The following is a 21,158-nucleotide window of genomic DNA, read 5'->3' on the forward strand; positions in this document are numbered from 1 at the left end:
AAGCAAAAGATCGCAGCCTTCGGCAGCTCCTACAGGTGTACACATAACCCTGTAGGAGCTGCCGCAGGCTGCGATCTTTTTCGCTGCGCCTCAATACCCGCGATCGAAATCCACTTCCCCGCGCAACGCCTCACCCGCCTCATAAGCCCGCAGGTTCTCGACAAACAGCTTCACCATCAGGGATGGCGAAGTCGGTGCCGAGCTGTGGCCAGTCAGCAACAAACCCCACGCAGTCCAGAACGGATGACGCTGCGGCAACGGCTCCTGCCGGCAGACGTCAATCACCGCCCCCGCCAGATGCCCTTCTTTCAAGGCGTCCACCAAATCCGCATCGACCACCGCCACACCGCGTCCGACGTTGATGAACAACCCCGTCGGCTTGAATTGCTTGAACAGCACCGCATCGTAGATATCGTGGGTATTCGGCGTATTTGGCAGCAAATTGACCACGTAATCCACTTGAGCCACCAGACGCGGCAAGTCCTCCAGTGAACCGACCTCGACAAACGGCGCGAGCTCACGGGCGCTGCTGGCGATTCCGTACAGCTCAAGGCCGAACGGCACCAGGAACTGCGCCACGGTCTGGCCGATGTCGCCGGTGCCGACGATCAACACCTTGCGCCCCGACAGGCTTTGGCCATGGCGACCGTCCCACTTGCGCTCGACCTGGCTGACCAGCCGCGCCAGTACTTCGCGCTCATGGCCGAGCATATAGGTGAGCACGTATTCGGCCATGACCTGACCGAAAATCCCCACGGCGCGGGTCAGACGATAGTGGCGCGGCAAGCCGTCGACCAGCAGTGGCGTGATTCCCGCCCAGGTCGATTGCAGCCACTGCGGTTGGTGACCCTGACGCAACAGCGTCGCCAACAGGTCAGGTTGACCGAGCCAGACCGGGCACTCAGCGGCCTGACGGGCCAGTTCAGCGGAGTCGCCGCTGGTCAGCACTTCCAGTTCCGGCGCCGCCTCGCGCAGCAATTGGGCGTACACAGGGTGGTCGTGTTCAGCAATCAGAACGCGCATGCTTCAACCTTAAAAAAAAACGCTGCAAACGGCAGACGACGCAGTATCCCTGCGTCGCCACGGCCATCGCCAAAATCATTCCAGTGTTTCACAGAGGCCCTGAACAGGACCTGTCTGCCGATTACATCGGGTCGTTGCGGCGCAGCAACTCTTCCGGCAAGTGCTCGATGTACTCGTCTTCGGCCGGAGGCATTTGCAGGTGATAGCCCTGCGTCTCGAGATTTTCCAGCACGACGGCGATGTCCTCGCGCGACAGTTTGCGCTCGGGGCTCAGTACCAGGTCGAAGGCGTGGATGGCTTTGCCGAAAGCGGCCATCAGCGGTTCCGGTACGCGCTCCAGAGCATCGCTCTTGAGCACATAGAGGTACATCTCGTTTCTCTTCGAACTGCGGTAGATGGAGCAAATACGTTTCAAGGCTGTTCTCCGGCGGTGGCCAGGCTGTCGAGCAGCGCCTGGCCCATCAATTCGCGGCGCCAGCCACGCAGCGAATCAGGCAATTGGTAGGGACCATTGGGGAAGCCGCTCTTGAGCAGCGCTTCCAGGGTTTTCTTGCGCAGCATCAGCTCAGGCGCAATGTTCAGGCGCTCGGCCTCGGCCTGGCCGATGGCTTTCAGCTGTTTGAGCAGCACGGCGGCGTCCACCGGCAATGGCTCCGGCACGGTTGGCGGCCATTGATCTGGCGACACACTGCCAGAGCGCTTGATCAGATCAAGCAGAAATTCGCCGTCCTGACGCACGGTACGCGGGTGCATGTCTTCGATTTTCGCCAACGCGCCGAGGTTGTCCGGCTGCGTGCGTGCCAGCGGCCACAACGAATGCTCGCGGACGATGCGGTTACGCGGCAGGTCGCGGGCACGGGCTTCTTTCTCGCGCCAGGCGCAAAGTTCACGTAGCACGGCGAGTTGGGCGCGGGAGAGTTTCCAGGCGAGCTTGGCGTCGCGATAGACCTCGTATGGGTCGATCTCGCGGCGCAGATTGGCCACAAGTTCCGCACCGTCTTCCAGCACCCAGGCGTATTTGTCGTCGGAAAGCTTCGGACGCAGCTGTACGAAAACTTCCGCCAGATGCACGGCATCTTCGGCGGCGTAGCTGATCTGGGTTTCCGAAAGTGGACGTTGCAGCCAGTCGGAGCGGGTTTCGCCCTTCGGCAGTTCGATGCCGAGCACTTCCTGCACCAGCCGCGAATAGCCCATGGAAAAACCCAGGTTCAGGTAAGCGGCAGCCAGTTGCGTATCGAACAACGGCACCGGCAGGCTGCCGGTCAGGCGCAGCAGGACTTCGAGGTCTTCACTGCAGGCATGGACGACTTTGACCACAGCCGGGTTTTCCAGCAACGCGGCTAGGGGCTGCCAGTTGTCGATGGTCAGCGGATCAATCAGGTAAGCGCGTACGCCATCGCCCACCTGCAACAGGCCGGCGATCGGATAGAAGGTGTCGACCCGCATGAATTCGGTGTCGAGGGCAACGTAGGGCAACTGCTGCCACTCGGCGCAAAACCGGCCGAGGCTATCGTTGTCGCGAATCCAGTGAATATCGATGGCCACACGGCTCTCCCTTGAAGAATGGCGCGCAGTATATATCGCCCCCGGCGATTTCCGCGCATCCACTGAACAAGAGCTTTAGCGAAAACACCTGACATTCCAGAGAATAGCCCACCCGATACGGTCATTTATCGGCCAACACACCATCGATCACCGCCCCACGGCATCCGGCAAACATATCCAGGTCCTGGTTGTAGACCTTGCTGCTGACCTCCAGCAGTCCCAGCATCGAATGGAACAGGTTGTCCTGGCTCAGGGGCTTTTCACGGCTCATTTGCAGGCAATGGGTGTCCACCGAGAACGACTTCTGATAGCTGTCCGAGAACCAGGCCAGCATCGCCACATGCTTCTGTTGCTCCGGCGCCAGCATGTAAGGCGTGCCGTGGAGGAACAGGTTGTATTCACCCAGGGACTCGCCGTGATCCGACAGGTAAAGCATGGCGGTATCGACTTTGTCCTGATTGCTGCGCAGTAAATCGATCAGGGTCGACAGCACGTGATCGGTATACACCAGCGTGTTGTCGTAACCGTTGACGATACTTTCGCGGCTGCAATTGTTCAGCGCATTGCTTTCACACACCGGGGTAAAGCGTTCGTACTCTTTCGGGTAGCGTTTGAAATATTCAGGGCCGTGACTGCCCATTTGGTGCAACACCAATACAGTGTCTTTATCCAGGTTGTCGATAAAGTGCTGCAGCCCTTGCAACAAAATTTCGTCGCGACATTCACTGTTGGCACACAACACCGGGTCTTTCAGATTGCTGACATCATCCAGCGTGACCCGATCACAAGTGCCTTTGCAGCCAGACTGGTTGTCACGCCAGATTACGTCGAGTCCTGCACGCTTGAGTACATCCAGCAAGCCTTCTTCATTCTTTGCCTTGCTGGCGTTGTAATCCTTGCGCCCCATGTTGGAAAACATGCAAGGCACCGACACAGCAGTTTCCGTGCCGCAAGAATGCACATCGGTGAACGCGATCAGACCGGCTTCTTTATCCAGTTGCGGCGTGGTGTCGCGGTCATAACCGAGGATGCCGAAATTCTCGGCCCGGGCACTTTCACCCACCACCAGAACGGTCAGGGACTTGCGACCGTGGTTTTGCCAGACGGGGTTTCGCTGGGCATCTTCACCGAGCTGAGTGAAAGGTTGCTGCGCAGACGCAACCTGTTCACGCAAGTAACCGAACGAGGCGCCGATGTAGTTGCTCGGCACCACCATAAGCCGCAACTCATGGTGATTGCGGAACAACGAAGAAAGGCCCTGGTAGTTAATCAGCGCCACACCACCAATCACCGCCGCCGATGCAACACTGACCAGCACCTTACTTAATAACTCACGATGCCAGCGACGATAGTTAATCGGGGTTTTCCACAACAACCACGAGGGTAAAACACCGAGCAACACAATATAAACAAGCAACTTGATCGACAGTAAATCTCGAACTTCGGTGGCATTGGTTTCCGCAAAGTTGCGAAACATACCTGCATCGATCAAGACGCCATATTGGCTCATGAAGTACGCCACGCCGGCACTGACCATGAACAGCACAGTCAGGACTGGTTTCATGACAGGCCGGAACGCCAGCAGGGTCAGCACAATGTTGAACGCCGCGAGAATCATCGCTCCGAAAGCCACACGCATGACGATGCCTTTACCGTCGGCCGCGGTGATATCGAACAGATGCCGCCACAATACAAAATTGAAAGCGGTCAATAAAAAGGCGCTGACAATGAGTGTCACCCACTCCGGGCGCACGGCTTTAATCTTCAACATGATGATCGGCTGTTCCTGAAAAGAAGTACCGTCGATAAATGTGAAAATTTCATTTACCGCGACAGCACTAACTCTAGGCAGCCGACCATCAATTTTTTGTGAAAAAGAAGCCAACGATTAGTTGGCTTTGCCGATTCTTCTTAAACTTTCAACTTATTTGAGAATGGTTCAGCTGTGGTTCAGGGCAAGCGTCCATTAGTGCCCCCTGCAAAAGCGCTGCCGAGCCGTATTTATTTTTTAGATAACGGCCCGGGTTTTCTGATTTGCCGCCTCCAGCCCCAGCGCGCCTAATCGACGCCCTACTTTTCAAGGACCGTAGATGGAAAACATTCGCGCAACCTCCCGCCCTGCCCTCTGGCTCATGCTTGGCATCGTTCTCGTTGCTTTGAACCTGCGACCCTCCATGGCTGCGGTCGGACCTTTGCTGTCCGCGATTCGTGGCGAAATTCCGCTTAGCTTTAGCCTGGCCTCATTGCTGACCATGCTGCCGATAATGGCCATGGGGTTGGCGATGTTCTTCGGGCTTGCAATCAGTCAACGCCTCGGCTCACAACGCACCGTCATGCTTTCTCTGTTGATCATCGGTATCGCCACAGTATCGCGACTGTTTCTTGATTCGGCGGCCGAACTGATCCTCAGCGCCGTACTGGCTGGTATCGGTATCGCGCTGATTCAGGCGTTGATGCCTGTGCTGATTAAATCCCGCTTCAGCGACAATGTTGCCCTGTGCATGGGGCTGTACGTCACATCGATCATGGGCGGCGCAGCCATCGCCGCATCATTCGCACCACTGGTGATGGCCAGCACCGGCAGCTGGCGTGTGGGGCTGGCAATCTGGGCGCTGCTGGCGGTTTTGGCATTGCTGTTCTGGTGCACCCATCGCGCAGAGACGTCGCAGGGCCGGAAGTCTTCGAGCACCCCATTCTTCTTCGCCAACTCCCGGGCCTGGTTGCTCGCTCTCTTCTTTGGTCTGGGCACGGCTTCCTACACCTGTGTGCTGGCCTGGCTGGCACCGTATTACGTGGAAAAAGGCTGGAGCGAACAAAACGCCGGATTGCTGCTGGGTTTCTTGACGGCCATGGAAGTATTCTCAGGCCTGGTAACTCCCGCCATCGCCAACCGCAGCCGCGACCGACGCCTGGTGTTGGTGGTATTGCTGACGCTGATAATCGCCGGCTTCTGCGGGTTGACGCTCACTCCGCAGCATCTGAGTCTGCTCTGGCCGTGCCTGTTGGGCCTGGGAATTGGTGGCCTGTTTCCAATAAGCTTGATCGTGTCGCTCGATCACGTGGATGATCCCCACCGCGCCGGTGGCCTGACCGCCTTCGTCCAGGGCATCGGCTACATGATCGCCGGACTCTCGCCGTTGATCGCCGGAATGATCCGCGACAAGCTCGGCAGCTTTGAATGGGCCTGGTGGTCACTCACCGGCGTGATGGTCCTGATGTTGCTCATAGCGTTGCGGTTCAATCCTCGACACTACGCCCGACACATTCACTGATCCGCAGTCCTGGTCGGAGTCGGCACGCTGACGTTGTTGATATTCTGTTGGCTAATACTCGGAAAAACGCTGAGTTACACGCTATGTTCACCTCGCTCCTGCATTCCGCTAGGATCATTCGCACGAGATTGCGTACGGTTAGCGCAACGAGCACCGCGAGACGGAATGGATGCTGAACAGCAACGCTCTAAGAAAACTGGATATGCAGGACTTCATGGTGTTCGTCGCCGTGTATGAGCAGAACAGCGTCACCGGGGTCTCCGAGACGCTGTGCGTCAGCCAGTCCACCGTGAGCTACTGCCTGAAAAAGCTGCGCAATGGCTTTGAAGATGAACTGTTCATCAACACCCGCACTGGCATGCGCCCCACTTACAAGGCCGGCAGCATGTATCCACACGTGCTGAAGATCCTCGAAAGCATCAATCTGTGCCACGCCGGCGCACCCGCGTTCGATCCGACCCTGCAACCGGCGACGTTCAACATTTGCGCACCGGAATACTTCGAGCAACTGGTATTGCCGCGCCTGTTGAAGAACTTCGCCTTTGCCGACCTGCCGGTGATGGTCAATGTGCACAAGCTTGAAACAGACATCCCGGCAGAAGCATTGCGTGATGGCAGCCTTGATCTGGTGATCGGTTTCGGTCCGAACTTTCATCGCAGCCATGGCGACTTCAACTCGCGCACGCTACTGGAAGATGATCTGGTCTGCGTCTTCGACAAACGCGCCACCCCGCGCGAACCGCGCTTGAGCCTGCAAACCTTTACCGAGCGCCGGCATGTGTTCCCGACGCCCTGGACATCCACCACCAACATGGTCGATGGCTGGTTGGCGCAACAAGCCCGGCAACGACAGATCGTTGCGCGAGCCAACAGCTACAGTGCGGCATTAAAGTTGATCACCGGTACCGACTTCGCCCTCACTCTGCCGCGGCGCATCCAACGATTGCTAGCCAATGATGCCGTCTTCGATCACTGCGAAGTGCCCAATGGCTTGCCGGGATTCACCCTCGACATGCAATGGAGCAAAAGCGTCGATCAGGACAGCGCCAACACCTGGCTGCGTGAGCAAGTGCTCAAGGCCTGCGTAGAACCGGGAATCTGAAACTCAAGCGCCAATGGCGGCCTTGGCGTAAGACTCGCGATCGATGTCGAGGATCTCCACGCACAACTGGACCTCAACGCCCGCCGGCCATTCACACAGACCCTTCACCACCACCAGCAGGCTTTCGGACAACTGCCGTTTGATCTGCGGCGAACGACCACTCAACAGCGCCAGTTTCACGTGCACAAACGCCCGCTCCGCCAATGCCGTACCGACCTTGAATGTCTCGACCTTCACCGCGCGACTCTTGATGTCGGATTCAGCACTGAACTGACCAGAACCCACCAGCGTATTGTTCAGCCGCGTCAACGCCACATCGGCGTTCAGGTCAGGCAGGTTGGCGGTGTATTCCAAGTGCAGGTGAGGCATGGTTTCACTCCTGTAGGTCGGCGGAAAGTTCGTACATATAACACAGTGCATCCCTGCTCACTGGGGCAACGACAACAGATTGCGCTCACCCATGAACGCTTCAAGCCGTGAACGCAACCAGCGTTCGGCAGGATCACTGTCGACGTGGCTCAGCCAGACCATCGACAGTTCAAGCGTCGGGGTCTTGAACGGAAATGGCTCTTTGTACAGCTGACCCGATGCTGCCATGGCCTCGGCGGTGTAATCCGGCAAGCTGGCAATCAGATCGGTCCCTGCCAACAACGCGGGCAATGAACTGTATTGCGGCACCGAGAGCACGACCTGACGCGAACGACCGATCTGCGCCAGCCACTCATCGGCGAAGCCGCTGACGTTGGCAATATGGGACACCAGCACATGCGGGCGATTGCAATATTCATCAACGGTCAGCGGAGTATCGGACGCATCGGCACGCAGTACACAAGGATGGATGTGCCGCAGTAACTTGCGCTTGGCGTTGGCCGGCAGACCGCGCGTCTGGCTGACACCAACCGTTATGTCGCCGGAGGCCAGCAAGTCGGGAATCCGCCAGTAATCGACGTTCTGCACCACGAACACCACCTTCGGCGCTTCCTGGCGCAAAGCGCGTAGAAGCGGCGGCAACAGGCCAAACTCGACATCATCGGACATGCCGATTCGAAAGGTCATGGTGCTGCTGCTCGGGTCGAAATCGTGGGTCAGGCTCAACGCCACCGACAACGAATCCAGCGCCGGCGAAAGGTGTCGGAAGATCTCTTCGGCCCGTGCGGTCGGCTCCATGCGATGACCGACGCGAATGAACAGCGGGTCATTGAACATCGTACGCAAGCGATTGAGCGCCGAACTGATGGTCGGCTGACCGAGAAACAGCTTCTTCGCCACCTTGGTGACGTTGCGCTCAAGCATCAACGTTTCAAACACCACCATCAGGTTGATGTCGGCCTTGCGTAGTTCGTTGCGATTCATCCATTGCCCCCGCGCCCATTCACTGTCGACAGTTTAGGGAGCTGCCGCAACCGGCGTCTATGTGAGTAAACAAATGTTTCAGGCATTTTTGCGTTTAATGCAAACGCGCTCACACGCTGGTCCTGCACTCAAAGCCATAAGATCGCCCGGATGAAACGAAGCTGCTCTGACTGAGCAGCTTCACCGCTTCAAGCCTAGATCTCATTGACCGGCGTCTGATCGCAAGTCCCCTTGATCAAGCTGATCGCATGCACGCAATCCGACCTGTTGACGTAAGCCTCGCCACTGGCAATCGTTTCATGATTCCCCGCCCGCAAACGCCACCGCCACTGACCTTTTCCAGTCATGACAGAGCCACGGGTTTGCCTGTAAATCTCAAAATACATTGATCGCTCCTTGCGATTGCTGGTTACGGCAGATCAGTGACCTGCGAAAACCAGAGTAGAGGAGGATTTACTGGTGCGGAGTGTTTGAATGTCAGGGGATATTTCGCAGGGAAAGCCCTGAATTACCGGAGGACCAATGAATTCGGGGACCGGTAAATCGAGTGACTTGGATAGGTAAGTTTTCCCGTGAAAAGGCATATTTTTCTTACGCGGGAACACTCTTGGGTCCGACACCAGAAACCCCGGACAAACAAAAAAGCCCCGTAACTTTTCAGCTACGGGGCTTTTTCTATGTAATGGCGGAGAGATAGGGATTCGAACCCTAGGTACCGGTGAAGGTACAACGGATTTCGAATCCGTCCCATTCGGCCACTCTGGCATCTCTCCAACGGCGCGCATCATAACAACACTTTTGCCGGAAGCGAACCCCCTGAGCAAAATATTTCTGTGCTATCAGATGCTTGCGTCGGTTAAAGCGGTACGCCCAGACGCTTGGCGACTTCTTCGTAGGCTTCGATGACGTCACCGAGGCCTTGGCGGAAGCGGTCTTTGTCCATCTTCTTCTTGGTGTCCTTGTCCCACAGGCGGCAGCCGTCAGGGCTGAACTCGTCGCCCAGGACGATGGAGCCGTCGCTGAATACGCCGAATTCCAGTTTGAAGTCGACCAGCAGCAGGCCGGCGTCGTCGAACAGTTTGCTCAGGACTTCGTTGACCTTGAGCGACAGTTCTTTCATGCGAACCAGTTGCTCGGCGGTGCCCCAACCGAACGCCACGACGTGGGATTCGTTGATGAACGGATCGCCCTTGGCGTCGTCCTTCAGGAACAGTTCGAAGGTGTAAGGGTTGAGCTTCAAGCCCTCTTCAACACCCAGACGCTTGACCAGGCTGCCGGCGGCGTAGTTACGCACGACGCACTCGACCGGGATCATGTCCAGCTTCTTCACCAGGCACTCGTTGTCGCCCAGCAGTTTGTCGAATTGGGTCGGTACGCCGGCCGCTTCGAGTTTCTGCATGATGAAGGCGTTGAACTTGTTGTTCACCATGCCTTTGCGGTCGAGCTGCTCAATGCGCTTGCCGTCGAACGCCGAGGTGTCGTTGCGAAACAGCAGGATCAAGCGGTCAGCGTCGTCGGTCTTGTAAACCGATTTGGCTTTGCCGCGGTAGAGTTCTTCACGTTTTTCCATGATGGGCTCCGCTTGCTAAGTAGATGGGCTAGGCGATGTGTCGCCAGTCGAGCCCTGAATCTTGATCGGCCAGTTGCAGCCAGTCCGGGTCGCACCCGAGGGTGTCGACAAAACATTGCCGGGCCAGCTGCGGCAGGTTGTTCTTGCTGCTCAGATGAGCCAGGACCAGGTGCTGCAGGTCTTTCCAGCCCAACTCGGACACCAGGAATGCCGCCTGGTGGTTGTTCAAATGTCCCAGTTCGCCGCCCACCCGCTGCTTGAGAAAGTACGGGTAGTGACCGCGAGCCAGCCTGTCACGGCAATGATTGGCCTCGATCATCAACGCATCGAGATCCCGATAGCCTTCCATCACCTTGTTGCAGTACGAGCCCAGGTCGGTCAACAGGCCGAAGCGCCGCTCACCGTCACTGAACACGTATTGCGTCGGCTCCTGCGCATCATGGGCCACGGCAATGACACTGATGCTCAAGTCGCCGATCTGCAGCTGCTCACCGCCCGCCAGGAAGCCTGCGGGTTCGATGGGTTTACGCATCCCGCGCAACGTCCCGCGACTGAGGTAGACAGGCAGATTGTAGCGCCGAGACAGCAAACCCACGCCATGCACGTGGTCGGCATGTTCGTGGGTCACGAGTATCGCGCTCAACTGCGCAGGGTTCACACCCAGGCGCAGCAGGCGTTTTTCGGTTTCCCGCAGGGAGAAACCACAATCCACCAGCACATACGTATCAGCGCTGGCTATCAGCGTGCCGTTCCCTTGGCTACCGCTGCCGAGAACGGCAAAACGCATGTGATCAGCCCAGATTGTCCTGAATCACGCTCAACACTTTGCGCGCCACGTCAGCAGGCGCCACGGTGTTGATGTTCTTCTCGACGGTGACCTGGACGCTTTCGCCCACCTTGCTCAGGCGAACCTGATAGCGTTCGGCGCGAGCTTCAACTTCTTCCTTGTTCGGCGCGCTGCCGAACAGGCTGCTGAAGAAGCCTGGCTTGTCGTCTTTCTTCTCGGCTTTTTCAGCCAGGTTGATGTAGTACAGGCCAAGGCTGCGGTTGATGTCCTCAACACGCCATTCGCCCTGCTCCAGCGCACGACCGACACTCGACCAGGCACGATCCAGGTCCGAGCCGACGTTCAGCACAGGGTTGCCGCTGCCGTCTTCGCTCAAGCTGACACGGCTTGGGGTGTCGAAATCACGGGACGCCAGCATGGAGACCGAACCGCCCTTCTCGGAGATGCGGCTCATGCTCGCGAGCATGTCATCGACCAGTGCTGCGTCCAGGCCAGTGTTGACCGAACGGTTGGTGAACGCGACGTCGGCCGTGCTGCCGGCAGGACGCTCGGCGCTGACCACGTAGACTTCGCTGGTGTTGCGCTGCACGCCCGGCTCGATGCGTACCCGCACGCGGGTTTCGCTGTCGGTTGCGACGCCGGCCGCGCTCAGGCGCTTGGCCATCGCTGCCGACAGTTCGTCGGAACGCTGCCAGGTAGTAGTGAATTCGCCGGTTTGCGGGCGCTGTTCGTCCAGGCGGAAACCGTTGTCCTGGTAGAACTGCACGGCCACAGGCCAGACTTCGGCCGGAGGGTTCTGCGCCAGGATCGAGCGCGTATCGCCGCTCTTCTGCAGGGAGTAGGCGCTGGCATCGGCAGCGGCCGACAACGGCTGCGGACGAGGAACGACGTATTCACCCTTGGCGGTGTCATCGGCCACGTTGCGCGGGATCGGCAACAGCGGATCCAGACGCTTGGCGGTGGTGACGTCCGAAGGCAGTTGCATCGGTGCAGTCTGTTGCGCTTCCAGGTAATCGCTACCACGGTCACGGAAATAACCTTCCGGGCCCCAGATCCATCCGCAGCCACTGGTGCTGGAGATAATCAAGGCAAGTGCGGAAAGTCCGGCCATTCGCTTCATGCGTTGTACTTCCTCAATTAAACCAGGACGCTGCACTGGCGCAGGGCCGTGCGAAGCGTTTCATGACAAGGTGCGCTCAGCCAGGTCAGCGGCAGGCGGATGCCTTCGTGCATCAGGCCCATTTCAACCAAAGCCCACTTCACCGGAATCGGGTTGGCTTCGATGAACAGGTCTTTGTGCAGCGGCATCAGTTTTTCGTTGATGGCACGAGCGGTCGCGGCGTCGCCCTTGAGAGCGGCCTCGCACAGATCGGCCATTTCGCGCGGAGCGACGTTGGCGGTGACGGAAATGTTGCCCTTGCCGCCGAGCAGGATGAGCTCGACCGCCGTCGGATCATCGCCGGAAAGAACGATGAAGTCCTTGCTTACGCCATCAATGATCGCCTTGGCACGCACCAGGTCGCCAGTGGCTTCCTTGATACCGATGATGTTCGGCACGGTGGACAGGCGGATCACGGTCTCGGCCTGCATGTCGCAGGAGGTGCGGCCAGGAACGTTATAGAGGATCTGAGGGATGTCGACGGATTCAGCGATGTGCTTGAAGTGCTGGTACAGGCCTTCCTGAGTCGGCTTGTTGTAATACGGCACCACCAGCAGGCAGGCGTCGGCGCCGGCCTCTTTGGCGTTACGGGTCAGCTCGACGGCTTCACGAGTCGAGTTGGCGCCGGTACCGGCGATCACCGGAATACGACCGTTGACCTGCTTGACCACGGCGCGGATCACTTCGATGTGTTCGTTCACATCAAGGGTGGCCGACTCACCTGTAGTGCCGACCGCCACGATGGCGTGGGTGCCGTTTTGCAGGTGAAAGTCCACCAGTTTGCTCAGGCTGTCCCAGTCGAGACGACCCTGTGCATCCATGGGTGTGACCAGTGCCACCATACTGCCCGCAATCATGCAACCGCTCCTGCCGGAAAAAGAGAGCCGTAATGGTACTGGCGCCAAGATGCTTGTACAAGCGAAGTACTGCGCTGCCGCCATTCCCCTTGGCGCTGCTTTTCGCTACCCTTCAGACTTTGATCGGTACTGACAAGCTCGTACGCCGGGTTTCTGCCTCCATTTTCGGCATCACAAGCCCCATTCCAGCGTTGCCACCTCTCGTTCCTGCCATACTGGAGCACGTTGCAACCTGCGCCTGAGGCTTTCTGAATTCGCATCCGCAGGCTCGCCCCGGTAAAACAAGCCGATAAAAGTACCGACCGCTCATCGCTTTAGGAATGCTGCATGTCCACCCCCACAGTTCGCGAACAATTCCTTGTCATCAGTGCCCTCGGCGCCAACCCCATGGAGCTGACTAACGTCCTGTGCCGCGCCAGCCATGAAAATCGCTGCGCCGTGGTTACTTCCCGCCTGACCCGTCATGGCGAGTGCAGTGCGCTGGTCCTCGAAATCTCCGGCAGCTGGGATGCCCTGGCGCGTTTGGAAGGCAGCCTGCCAGTGCTGGCCAAACGGCACGCGTTCACCGTCAACGTGGTGCGCAGCGCGGCGTTGGAGAACCGTCCCCAGGCTTTGCCTTATGTCGCCTATGTAAGCTCGGCCTATCGCTCGGACATCATCAACGAGCTGTGCCAGTTCTTCATGGACCATAACGTCGAGCTGGAAAACCTGACCTGCGACACCTATCAGGCTCCGCAAACCGGCGGCACCATGCTCAACGCCACGTTTACCGTGACCTTGCCTGCCGGCGTGCAAATCAGCTGGTTGCGCGATCAGTTCCTGGATTTCGCCGATGCGTTGAACCTGGACGCCCTGATCGAACCGTGGCGCCCACAGAACCCAATGTAAGGAAGCTTTTCATGGCCGTTGCACTCGACCAACCGGTTGCCGACTTCGAAGCACCCGCCACCAGCGGGCAGACCGTCAGCCTCGCGAGCCTCAAAGGCAAGCAAGTGGTGATCTACTTCTATCCGAAGGACAGCACGCCGGGTTGCACCACCCAGGGCCAGGGCTTTCGCGACCAATTGGACGCCTTTAAAGCGGCCAACACCGAAGTGTTTGGCGTTTCCCGCGACAGCCTGAAATCCCATGAAAACTTCAAGGCCAAGCAAGCGTTCACTTTCGAGCTGATCAGCGACAAGGAAGAGGCGCTTTGCCAGCTGTTCGACGTGATCAAGCTGAAAAAACTATACGGCAAGGAATACATGGGCGTGGATCGCAGCACGTTCCTGATCGACAAGGATGGCGTATTGCGTCAGGAATGGCGTGGCGTGAAGGTGCCGGGGCATGTCGATGCGGTACTGGCCGCGGCTCAGGCGCTGAACGAGGCCTGATCATCCAAAAAAAATCGCAGCCCTGAGCTGCGATTTTTTTATCAACACACTTTTAAAGCAACGGCGCCACCACTGGCTCCTTACGCGGCCACGCATCAAGCACCGCCTTGAACAGCGTCGCCAGGGGAATCGCAAAGAACACGCCCCAGAATCCCCACAGCCCGCCAAACAACAGCACCGCACAGATGATCGCCACCGGGTGCAGATTGACCGCCTCGGAGAACAGCAACGGCACCAGCACGTTGCCATCCAGTGTCTGGATGATCCCGTAAACCGCCATCAAATAAATGAACTGGTCGCTCCAGCCCCACTGGAACAGCGCAATCAGAAACACCGGCACCGTCACCACCACGGCGCCGACGTAGGGCACCACCACCGAAATCCCCACCAGCAACGCCAGCAGCGCCGCGTAGTTCAGCTCCAGGACGACGAACGCGATGTAGGTCACGCCGCCGCAAATGAAAATCTCGATGACCTTGCCACGAATGTAATTGGCAATCTGTCGGTTCATTTCATGGGCGACACGGGTGATCAGCGCTCGCTCACGGGGCAGGTAGCCGCGCACCCACTGGCCAATCATGGCCCGGTCCTTGAGGAAGAAGAACACCAGGATCGGCACCAGCACCAGATAGATCATGATGTTGACCAACAGCGGCAGACTCGACAGCGAGAAGGTCAGCGCCCATTGCCCGAACTTGCCGATCTCGCCCCGTGCCACCTCGATGGCTTGCAGCACCTGTTCATCGGACACCAGATGTGGATAGCGTTCCGGCAACAGCAACAACAGCGACTGCCACTTGGCGAGCATGCCGGGCAACTCGTTGAACAAGGTGATCAACTGATGCCAGAGCAGCGGCACCACGACCACGATGAATACCAGCAACACCCCCATGAACAGCGCAAAGACCAAACCCACCGCCACCCCGCCAGGCACGCGCAAGCGCTCGAGGGTCAGCACCAGGCCCTGCATCAGGTACGCCAGCACCATCCCGGCCAGCACCGGCGCCAGCATGCCGCCAAGCGTGAGCACGGCGGTGAACGCAAGAAACAGCAGGACTGCCAGAACCACGGCTTCTTCATCGGAGAAGTAGCGCTGAATCCAGTCGCGTAACACTTTGAACATCAATAATCCTTAAGAACAAATGCCGCAGGTTTCAGGCCTTTTTCAACCAGTAGCGGTACACGCCCGCCTCATCTTCTTCACGAAGCAGCGTATGACCGGCCAATCGGGCAAAGGTGCGAAAGTCACGCTGCGAACCCGCATCGGTGGCGATCACCTTGAGCACCGCACCGCTGGCCATTCGATTGAGCTCCATCTTGGCCTTGAGCAACGGCAACGGACAATTCAGGCCGCTGGCGTCCAGCTCAACGTCATGGGCTACAGCATCGATCATTGCATTACTCCGGGTCACGTAGTCGAGTTGCCTAGAATATCTGGTCGCAAGGCTGGTGTCCGGCTACAGTAAGGTCTTTGTCGACTAAGGCTTTGTGCATGACTTTTTTGCGCCCTACCCTGCTGACGCTCGCTTGCCTGCTCGCCTCACCGGGCTTCGCCGACGACCTGCCGTCACTCGGCGACGCCAGTTCTGCCATTGTCTCGCCACAGCAGGAATACCAGTTGGGTCGCGCCTGGCTCGCGCTGTTGCGCAGCCAGGTCTCGCAACTCAACGATCCGCAGCTCAAGGACTATGTCGAGTCCAGCGTTTACCGTTTGGTAGAGACCAGCCAGGTCAATGACCGGCGTCTTGAGTTCATCCTGATCAACAGCCCTCAGCTCAACGCCTTTGCGGCACCTGGCGGGATTGTCGGGGTCAACGGCGGCCTGTTTCTCAACGCCCAGACCGAAGGCGAATATGCCTCGGTACTGGCGCACGAATTGGCTCACTTGTCGCAACGGCACTTTGCCCGTGGCGTCGAAGCGCAACAGCGCATGCAAGTGCCGATGATGGCTGCATTGCTGGCCGGGATCGTGATTGCCGCGGCCGGTGCCGGTGATGCCGGGATCGCCGCCATTGCGGGTACGCAGGCGGCGGCAATTCAGGAGCAGCGGCGTTTCTCGCGCCAGAACGAACAGGAAGCCGACCGCATCGGCATCCTCAATCTGGAAAAGGCCGGTTACGATCCGCGCTCGATGCCCACCATGTTCGAACGCCTTGGGCGTCAGTATCGCTTCGACGCCAAGCCACCGGAATTCCTGCTGACTCACCCGGTCACCGAATCGCGAATCGCCGACACCCGCAACCGTGCCGAACAGGCTCCAAAAGGTGGTATTGAAGACACCGTGCGCTATCAACTGATTCGCGCACGGGTGCAGCTGATATACGAGGAAACTCCGGGCTTGGGCGCCAAGCGCTTCCGCGCGCAACTGGATGAAAACCCGAAGAGCGATGTCGCTCGCTACGGCCTGGCTATCGCCCAGATCAAGGGCGGCCAACTGAACGAAGCACGGGAAAATCTCAAGCTGCTGCTGGCCAAGTCGCCAAACGAGATCATCTACAACCTCGCTCAGATCGATCTGGACATCACCAACAACCGTCTGGCGGATGCGCAATCCCGGGTGGACCGGATGCTGACTCAGTACCCGGGCAACTATCCGCTGAACCAGGTGCGCGTCGACCTGTTGTTGAAACAGAACCGCGCCGCCGATGCGGAAAAAGCACTGGAAGGCCTGCTCAAATCGCGGCCGGACGATCCGGACGTGTGGTATCAGGTGGCCGAGACACGCGGCCTGTCGGGCAACATCATCGGTCTGCATCAGGCGCGCGCCGAGTATTTCGCTCTGGTCGGCGACTATCGTCAGGCGATCCAGCAACTGGATTTCGCCAAGCGCAAGGCTGGCAGCAACTTCCCGCTGTCGTCACGCATCGATGCCCGCCAGCGAGAGCTGATGGAGCAGGAACGCATGATCAAGGACATGATGGGGTAGTTTGTTTCAGGCATAAAAAAACCGCCTCTTTCGAGGCGGTTTTTTATTCAACCGACAACCGGATTATTCAGCCAGTTTGAAGGTGATGAAGCTGGCACGACCTTGACGCAACACACGCATCGACACCGAACGATTCTTCGGCAGCGCCTTGGCGATGTCGGTGAACTCCTTGGTGGACTCGATTGCCTGATTGTTCAGGTGAGTAATGACGTCACCTGGCTGCAAGCCGATCATCGAAGCAGGACCGTCCTGCACTTCCTTGATCACCACGCCGCCCTTGAGGTCGTAGGTTTTCTTCTGCTCAGCGGTCAACTCGACGACAGAAACACCCAGACGATTACTGCTGGTCTCGGCGCCCGACTTCGGCAAAGCATCGAGTTCTTTGTCCTCATCAGGGATCGCGCCAACCGTCAGCTCGACGTTTTTGCGCTTGCCTTCACGAATCACTTCCAGATTGGCCTTGGAGCCAGCTTTCAGCGCACCGACCAGATGTGGCAGATCGGCGGACATCACGATCGGTTGCCCGTTCATGCTCAGGATCACGTCGCCAACTTGCAGACCACCCTTGGCAGCCGGGCCGTCATCCTGGATCTGGGCGACCAGCGCACCAGCCGGTTTGTCCAGACCGAACGACTCGGCCAGATCCTTGTTCACTTCCTGAATCACGACACCCAACCAGCCACGGCTGACCTTGCCACCGCTTTTCAGCTGGTTGGAAACGTCCATGGCCACGTCGATAGGAATCGCGAACGACACCCCCATGAAGCCGCCGGAACGGGTGTAGATCTGCGAGTTGATCCCGACCACTTCGCCGTTCAGGTTGAACAACGGGCCACCCGAGTTACCCGGGTTGATCGGCACGTCGGTCTGGATGAACGGCACATAGTTTTCGTTCGGCAGGCTGCGACCGACGGCACTGACGATGCCTTGGGTCACGGTATGGTCAAAGCCGAACGGCGAACCGATTGCCACAACCCATTGGCCGGCCTTCAGATCCTGGGATTTACCGAGTTTCAAAACCGGCAGATCCTTGCCTTCGATTTTCAGCAATGCCACGTCGGAACGCGGATCGGTACCGACCAGCTTGGCCTTCATTTCGCTGCGGTCAGCGAGACGCACGAGAATTTCGTCGGCGTCGGCAATCACGTGGTTGTTGGTCAGGATGTAGCCGTCAGGCGAAATGATGAAACCCGAACCCAGGGACTGGGCTTCACGCTGACGATCACCGCGAGGCGAGCGCGGTTGTGGCGGCATGCCACGTTCGAAGAACTCGCGCAGCATCGGCGGCAAGCCTTCGAGGTCAGGCATCTGCTGGTTGACCTTGCGATCCGGCAGCTTCTGCGTGGTACTGATGTTCACCACCGCGGGCGAGGCCTGCTCGACCAGTTGCGTGAAATCAGGCAGTTCGACCGCTTGCGCAGTGACAGCCTGACCGAGCACCAGCACGGTGGCAAAAATGGAGAGATAAGACTTCAAGCGTGGTATCGACATACGGCTCCCGTTACGACGAGCATGGTTAAGCGATATGGATCAAGGAACACCGGGAAAGATACGCCGGTATTTTTGTTCCGGGAACAACAAACAAGGCCAGAGCCGAGGGGCTCTGACCTATAAAAAATTCTGGGGGTATTTGCAAACTGAAATGCTCACGAAACATTTCGATCTCAGCTTACTGTTTGGTGGAAGCGGCATCAGTACGCATGGATAACGCAATCCGTTCGGCAGTGCCTACCGGAATCTCGCCAACCACCGTCACCATGATCTCGCCTTGCGGTGTGGTCAAGCGCCGGGAAACCGCGACGGTCGGTCCCAACTGAGTTCGAGTGTCGGTGACTGTCGCCCCATTCAACGGCTCCAGGAACACCGAAAAACGCGCAAGGCCATCGTCATACATCAGGCTGTTGACCTGGGTTTTGGTGTCGGGATCCTTGCGTGCGGTGCTGCTGGTCAGCTCGAAGCCAGGCGGCAACCAGTCCGAATGCCAGACCTGAGCAGTCTTGATTGCAGAAGCCTTGTCACTGTCGAGATTGACGGCTTTGCAGTCAGCGCCTGGCTGCAAATCACTGTCGGAAGGGACATTGGCAGTATCCAGTTGCGTGAACTGGAACCGCTCCAGCAACTGCCCTTTGTCGTTCAGCAGCAACGATTTTAGCGGCAGGCCGGTTTCCTTATCCAGATGCAGTTCAAACCCGTAACGGTGTTGATCGCGAGGCGTCAGTGAAACGATCACTGCCGCACGCCCGGCCACACGCGACTTGCCAATGACGGCAAGGTCATACCAGTTCTTGAGCTTTTGGGGATCGAGTGCACGAGCTGCGGAGTTTGGCGAATCCCCCAGCCCTGCGATCAGGGTGCCGCTGACGCATTGAGTATGCCCATCAATGCGTACGACTTCCTGCGCTGAGCCGTCGAGCTGGAGCAGCCGCTCGCGGACTTTGCCATCCTGGACGCGGTGCCAGATGTTATGGGTAGAAAAACTACCGTTACGCTCGTAGACGAAAGTACCGTGAAAGCTTTGCTGTTGCTCGGCCTGACCAAGACGGGTCAACCAGTCCTGGGCTTCATCGGCGTGGGCTGGAACAACAAACCAGCCACTGAGCAAAAGCGAAAGTAGAGGTATGGCGCGCATGATCCTCCTTAGCGGTTTTCCAGGCTTGCTGCACGAGCGTAAGGCAGAGCGCTCTCAGTACCTTTCAATGCAGCCTGTTGAGCATGTTGGCGCAGGTAGCTCGGCAGACGCTGATCGTGCCAGCCTGGCTGACCTTGCAATACGCCGTTGGCCATAGGACCAGTGGCTTCCGAACTCTCATTGTAGCCTGCCAAAACAGCCGGGCCCTTGATTTGAGGTGCGGCCAGATTCTGTTGGCTGGATTGCTGAGCCAGTTCGACACCGGCGATCTCGTCCTGGTTGTACAGACGAACACCTGCCAGTACAGCGACGGTTACCGACGCGGCGACGGCCAGACGACCCAGGCTGCGCCATGGACCACGGGTGGCTTTTGCCGGTACGGCTTCGTCAGCCAAGGCTGCGGAAACGGCCGCGGCGATGTCCAGACGTGGAAGCAGCAGATCCTTGTGCATCACTGCCCGAGCGATCTGATAACGAGCCCAGGTTTCACGGGTTTCAACATCGTCGCAGGCACTGAGTACCCGACGCAATTCCAATTCGTCCGCTTCGTTATCCATCACTGCGGACAGCGATTCCTGCAGGGCTTCACGACTCATGGCGTTCCTCTCTTGGCTGTCGCCGCTGTCTTTAGTTTTCCTGCAACAACGGCTGCAGGGCTTTATCGATGGCCTCCCGGGCGCGGAAAATCCGGGAGCGCACGGTGCCCACCGGACATTGCATGACGCTCGCAATGTCCTCGTAACTCAGACCATCGAATTCACGTAAAGTTAAAGCCGTACGCAAATCTTCTGGAAGTTGCTGAATGGTTCGATGGACGGTGCCTTCGATCTCATCCCGCAGCAAAGCCCGCTCTGGCGACTCGAGATCCTTGAGGCCATGATCGCCATCGTAGAACTCTGCATCCTCGGAACTGACATCGCTATCCGGCGGCCGACGGCCGCGTGAAACCAGATAGTTTTTCGCCGTGTTAATGGCGATGCGGTAAAGCCACGTATAAAACGCGCTGTCTCCGCGAAAATTTCCAAGTGCACGGTACGCCTTAATAAAGGCTTCTTGTGCCACATCCTGGGCTTCATGGGTGTCGTGCACGAAACGCACGATCAACCCGAGAATTTTGTGCTGGTATTTCAGCACTAGCAGATCGAACGCGCGCTTGTCGCCGCGTTGAACGCGCTCGACCAGCTGCTGATCCTCTTCCTGGGTTAGCATGAACACTCCTCGATAAGCTCGGAGGAGGCTTGCATAACTAAACGACCGGACTTGCAAACATAGACTCGGGCTTTTCGCAAAAGTTCTCCCCCTCCAGGCAAGTTTCCTGCGGGCTCTGATTCGGCACGCACGAAAAGCGCAGCGCGAGATTCCCCGGCTGCGCGAATAATCTTGTCATCGGTTTCGCCGGCAAGGATCCAAAGCAGATCCTGCGCTGAAGCCGACACTGTCCCTTGAATCAGGCAACCGTCTATTGATCTTGGGCCTTTGGCAAAAGTTCCAAATATTTATAGCTGCCCGAAACCGACATTGTGCAACCGTGCAGTGAAAAAGACTGTTAAATCCACGATACA

At 58.0% G+C, this 21,158-nt stretch carries 22 protein-coding genes and 1 tRNA gene; 5 read left to right on the forward strand and 18 right to left on the reverse strand.

Annotation, left to right across the window (positions count from 1 at the left end):
- Positions 1-90: 90 nt before the first annotated feature.
- From ACW9JC_RS04245 to ACW9JC_RS04260, 4 genes are all read right to left on the reverse strand, one after another.
- Positions 91-1,023, reverse strand: a complete 933-nt coding sequence (locus ACW9JC_RS04245; RefSeq protein WP_457453794.1) for a D-2-hydroxyacid dehydrogenase — start codon at positions 1,021-1,023, stop codon at positions 91-93.
- Positions 1,024-1,144: 121 nt separating this feature from the next.
- Complete coding sequence (locus tag ACW9JC_RS04250) at positions 1,145-1,438, reverse strand: YcgL domain-containing protein (protein WP_150704632.1); 294 nt, start codon at positions 1,436-1,438, stop codon at positions 1,145-1,147.
- Positions 1,435-2,568, reverse strand: coding sequence for a ribonuclease D (gene rnd / locus ACW9JC_RS04255; RefSeq protein ID WP_457453797.1), 1,134 nt, complete (start codon positions 2,566-2,568; stop codon positions 1,435-1,437). The genes ACW9JC_RS04250 and rnd overlap by 4 nt, the downstream gene beginning before the upstream one ends.
- Positions 2,569-2,689: 121 nt before the next feature.
- A complete protein-coding gene (locus ACW9JC_RS04260; RefSeq protein WP_457453798.1) occupies positions 2,690-4,339 on the reverse strand; it encodes a phosphoethanolamine transferase in 1,650 nt (549 codons plus the stop codon).
- Between the two features lie 319 nt (positions 4,340-4,658).
- Here ACW9JC_RS04260 and ACW9JC_RS04265 point away from each other — a divergent pair, with 319 nt between their 5' ends.
- Complete coding sequence (locus ACW9JC_RS04265) at positions 4,659-5,840, forward strand: cyanate transporter (RefSeq protein ID WP_457453800.1); 1,182 nt, start codon at positions 4,659-4,661, stop codon at positions 5,838-5,840.
- Positions 5,841-6,009: 169 nt separating this feature from the next.
- Positions 6,010-6,942 carry a LysR substrate-binding domain-containing protein gene (locus ACW9JC_RS04270; RefSeq protein ID WP_457453802.1) on the forward strand — a complete coding sequence of 311 codons (933 nt, stop codon included), beginning with the start codon at positions 6,010-6,012 and terminating at the stop codon, positions 6,940-6,942.
- A 3-nt stretch (positions 6,943-6,945) separates the two neighbouring features.
- On the opposite strand, the gene ACW9JC_RS04275 is transcribed toward ACW9JC_RS04270, so the two are convergent.
- From ACW9JC_RS04275 to dapA, 8 genes are all read right to left on the reverse strand, one after another.
- The gene (locus ACW9JC_RS04275; RefSeq protein ID WP_457453803.1) at positions 6,946-7,311 is read right to left on the reverse strand and encodes a 5-carboxymethyl-2-hydroxymuconate Delta-isomerase; all 366 of its coding nucleotides are present in this window, start codon (positions 7,309-7,311) and stop codon (positions 6,946-6,948) included.
- Positions 7,312-7,368: 57 nt separating this feature from the next.
- A complete protein-coding gene (locus ACW9JC_RS04280) occupies positions 7,369-8,295 on the reverse strand; it encodes a LysR family transcriptional regulator (RefSeq protein ID WP_448106700.1) in 927 nt (308 codons plus the stop codon).
- Between the two features lie 194 nt (positions 8,296-8,489).
- On the reverse strand, positions 8,490-8,681 hold the full coding sequence (locus ACW9JC_RS04285; RefSeq protein ID WP_338585229.1) for a YegP family protein: 192 nt from the start codon (positions 8,679-8,681) through the stop codon (positions 8,490-8,492).
- Positions 8,682-8,978: 297 nt separating this feature from the next.
- Positions 8,979-9,068, reverse strand: a tRNA-Ser gene (locus ACW9JC_RS04290).
- Positions 9,069-9,151: 83 nt separating this feature from the next.
- A complete protein-coding gene (gene purC / locus ACW9JC_RS04295; protein ID WP_338585228.1) occupies positions 9,152-9,865 on the reverse strand; it encodes a phosphoribosylaminoimidazolesuccinocarboxamide synthase in 714 nt (237 codons plus the stop codon).
- 28 nt (positions 9,866-9,893) lie between these two features.
- Positions 9,894-10,652, reverse strand: coding sequence for an MBL fold metallo-hydrolase (locus ACW9JC_RS04300; protein WP_457453806.1), 759 nt, complete (start codon positions 10,650-10,652; stop codon positions 9,894-9,896).
- A 4-nt stretch (positions 10,653-10,656) separates the two neighbouring features.
- Positions 10,657-11,772: an outer membrane protein assembly factor BamC gene (gene bamC / locus ACW9JC_RS04305; RefSeq protein ID WP_338585226.1), complete on the reverse strand. Its 1,116-nt coding sequence runs from the start codon at positions 11,770-11,772 to the stop codon at positions 10,657-10,659.
- A gap of 17 nt (positions 11,773-11,789) precedes the next feature.
- Entirely contained in the window at positions 11,790-12,668 is an 879-nt protein-coding gene (dapA, locus tag ACW9JC_RS04310) for a 4-hydroxy-tetrahydrodipicolinate synthase (RefSeq protein ID WP_416130541.1), read from the reverse strand.
- Between the two features lie 327 nt (positions 12,669-12,995).
- Here dapA and ACW9JC_RS04315 point away from each other — a divergent pair, with 327 nt between their 5' ends.
- Both ACW9JC_RS04315 and ACW9JC_RS04320 read left to right on the forward strand, forming a co-directional pair.
- Positions 12,996-13,556: a glycine cleavage system protein R gene (locus ACW9JC_RS04315; RefSeq protein WP_007979776.1), complete on the forward strand. Its 561-nt coding sequence runs from the start codon at positions 12,996-12,998 to the stop codon at positions 13,554-13,556.
- An 11-nt stretch (positions 13,557-13,567) separates the two neighbouring features.
- Complete coding sequence (locus ACW9JC_RS04320; RefSeq protein WP_457453807.1) at positions 13,568-14,041, forward strand: peroxiredoxin; 474 nt, start codon at positions 13,568-13,570, stop codon at positions 14,039-14,041.
- 52 nt (positions 14,042-14,093) lie between these two features.
- Here the strand turns inward: ACW9JC_RS04320 and ACW9JC_RS04325 are convergent, their stop codons facing one another.
- The gene (locus ACW9JC_RS04325) at positions 14,094-15,164 is read right to left on the reverse strand and encodes an AI-2E family transporter (protein ID WP_338585224.1); all 1,071 of its coding nucleotides are present in this window, start codon (positions 15,162-15,164) and stop codon (positions 14,094-14,096) included.
- 31 nt (positions 15,165-15,195) lie between these two features.
- Positions 15,196-15,435, reverse strand: a complete 240-nt coding sequence (locus ACW9JC_RS04330; RefSeq protein WP_338585223.1) for a sulfurtransferase TusA family protein — start codon at positions 15,433-15,435, stop codon at positions 15,196-15,198.
- Positions 15,436-15,533: 98 nt separating this feature from the next.
- Here ACW9JC_RS04330 and ACW9JC_RS04335 point away from each other — a divergent pair, with 98 nt between their 5' ends.
- The gene (locus tag ACW9JC_RS04335) at positions 15,534-16,967 is read left to right on the forward strand and encodes a M48 family metalloprotease (protein WP_338585222.1); all 1,434 of its coding nucleotides are present in this window, start codon (positions 15,534-15,536) and stop codon (positions 16,965-16,967) included.
- A 63-nt stretch (positions 16,968-17,030) separates the two neighbouring features.
- Here ACW9JC_RS04335 and ACW9JC_RS04340 read toward each other — a convergent pair whose 3' ends face one another.
- The 4 genes from ACW9JC_RS04340 to rpoE all read right to left on the reverse strand — a co-directional run bounded on the left by ACW9JC_RS04340 (position 17,031) and on the right by rpoE (position 20,805).
- A complete protein-coding gene (locus tag ACW9JC_RS04340) occupies positions 17,031-18,458 on the reverse strand; it encodes a DegQ family serine endoprotease (protein ID WP_416130546.1) in 1,428 nt (475 codons plus the stop codon).
- Positions 18,459-18,636: 178 nt separating this feature from the next.
- Positions 18,637-19,596: a MucB/RseB C-terminal domain-containing protein gene (locus ACW9JC_RS04345; RefSeq protein WP_457453809.1), complete on the reverse strand. Its 960-nt coding sequence runs from the start codon at positions 19,594-19,596 to the stop codon at positions 18,637-18,639.
- Positions 19,597-19,604: 8 nt separating this feature from the next.
- The gene (locus ACW9JC_RS04350) at positions 19,605-20,192 is read right to left on the reverse strand and encodes a sigma-E factor negative regulatory protein (protein ID WP_338585219.1); all 588 of its coding nucleotides are present in this window, start codon (positions 20,190-20,192) and stop codon (positions 19,605-19,607) included.
- A gap of 31 nt (positions 20,193-20,223) precedes the next feature.
- Positions 20,224-20,805, reverse strand: coding sequence for an RNA polymerase sigma factor RpoE (gene rpoE, locus ACW9JC_RS04355; protein ID WP_003172477.1), 582 nt, complete (start codon positions 20,803-20,805; stop codon positions 20,224-20,226).
- Between the last annotated feature and the right edge of the window lie 353 nt (positions 20,806-21,158).

Source organism: Pseudomonas sp. SDO5591_S426 (assembly GCF_054070755.1).

Excerpts from the sequence above, each read along its gene's own strand:
- ACW9JC_RS04245 (WP_457453794.1), bottom strand. The coding sequence starts at position 1,023 with ATGCGCGTTCTGATTGCTGAACACGACCACCCTGTGTACGCCCAATTG.
- ACW9JC_RS04260 (WP_457453798.1), bottom strand. The coding sequence starts at position 4,339 with ATGTTGAAGATTAAAGCCGTGCGCCCGGAGTGGGTGACACTCATTGTC.
- ACW9JC_RS04265 (WP_457453800.1), top strand. The coding sequence starts at position 4,659 with ATGGAAAACATTCGCGCAACCTCCCGCCCTGCCCTCTGGCTCATGCTT.
- ACW9JC_RS04270 (WP_457453802.1), top strand. The coding sequence starts at position 6,010 with ATGCTGAACAGCAACGCTCTAAGAAAACTGGATATGCAGGACTTCATG.
- ACW9JC_RS04275 (WP_457453803.1), bottom strand. The coding sequence starts at position 7,311 with ATGCCTCACCTGCACTTGGAATACACCGCCAACCTGCCTGACCTGAAC.
- ACW9JC_RS04280 (WP_448106700.1), bottom strand. The coding sequence starts at position 8,295 with ATGAATCGCAACGAACTACGCAAGGCCGACATCAACCTGATGGTGGTG.
- ACW9JC_RS04285 (WP_338585229.1), bottom strand. The coding sequence starts at position 8,681 with ATGTATTTTGAGATTTACAGGCAAACCCGTGGCTCTGTCATGACTGGA.
- purC (WP_338585228.1), bottom strand. The coding sequence starts at position 9,865 with ATGGAAAAACGTGAAGAACTCTACCGCGGCAAAGCCAAATCGGTTTAC.
- ACW9JC_RS04300 (WP_457453806.1), bottom strand. The coding sequence starts at position 10,652 with ATGCGTTTTGCCGTTCTCGGCAGCGGTAGCCAAGGGAACGGCACGCTG.
- bamC (WP_338585226.1), bottom strand. The coding sequence starts at position 11,772 with ATGAAGCGAATGGCCGGACTTTCCGCACTTGCCTTGATTATCTCCAGC.
- dapA (WP_416130541.1), bottom strand. The coding sequence starts at position 12,668 with ATGATTGCGGGCAGTATGGTGGCACTGGTCACACCCATGGATGCACAG.
- ACW9JC_RS04315 (WP_007979776.1), top strand. The coding sequence starts at position 12,996 with ATGTCCACCCCCACAGTTCGCGAACAATTCCTTGTCATCAGTGCCCTC.
- ACW9JC_RS04320 (WP_457453807.1), top strand. The coding sequence starts at position 13,568 with ATGGCCGTTGCACTCGACCAACCGGTTGCCGACTTCGAAGCACCCGCC.
- ACW9JC_RS04325 (WP_338585224.1), bottom strand. The coding sequence starts at position 15,164 with ATGTTCAAAGTGTTACGCGACTGGATTCAGCGCTACTTCTCCGATGAA.
- ACW9JC_RS04330 (WP_338585223.1), bottom strand. The coding sequence starts at position 15,435 with ATGATCGATGCTGTAGCCCATGACGTTGAGCTGGACGCCAGCGGCCTG.
- ACW9JC_RS04335 (WP_338585222.1), top strand. The coding sequence starts at position 15,534 with ATGACTTTTTTGCGCCCTACCCTGCTGACGCTCGCTTGCCTGCTCGCC.
- ACW9JC_RS04340 (WP_416130546.1), bottom strand. The coding sequence starts at position 18,458 with ATGTCGATACCACGCTTGAAGTCTTATCTCTCCATTTTTGCCACCGTG.
- ACW9JC_RS04345 (WP_457453809.1), bottom strand. The coding sequence starts at position 19,596 with ATGCGCGCCATACCTCTACTTTCGCTTTTGCTCAGTGGCTGGTTTGTT.
- ACW9JC_RS04350 (WP_338585219.1), bottom strand. The coding sequence starts at position 20,192 with ATGAGTCGTGAAGCCCTGCAGGAATCGCTGTCCGCAGTGATGGATAAC.
- rpoE (WP_003172477.1), bottom strand. The coding sequence starts at position 20,805 with ATGCTAACCCAGGAAGAGGATCAGCAGCTGGTCGAGCGCGTTCAACGC.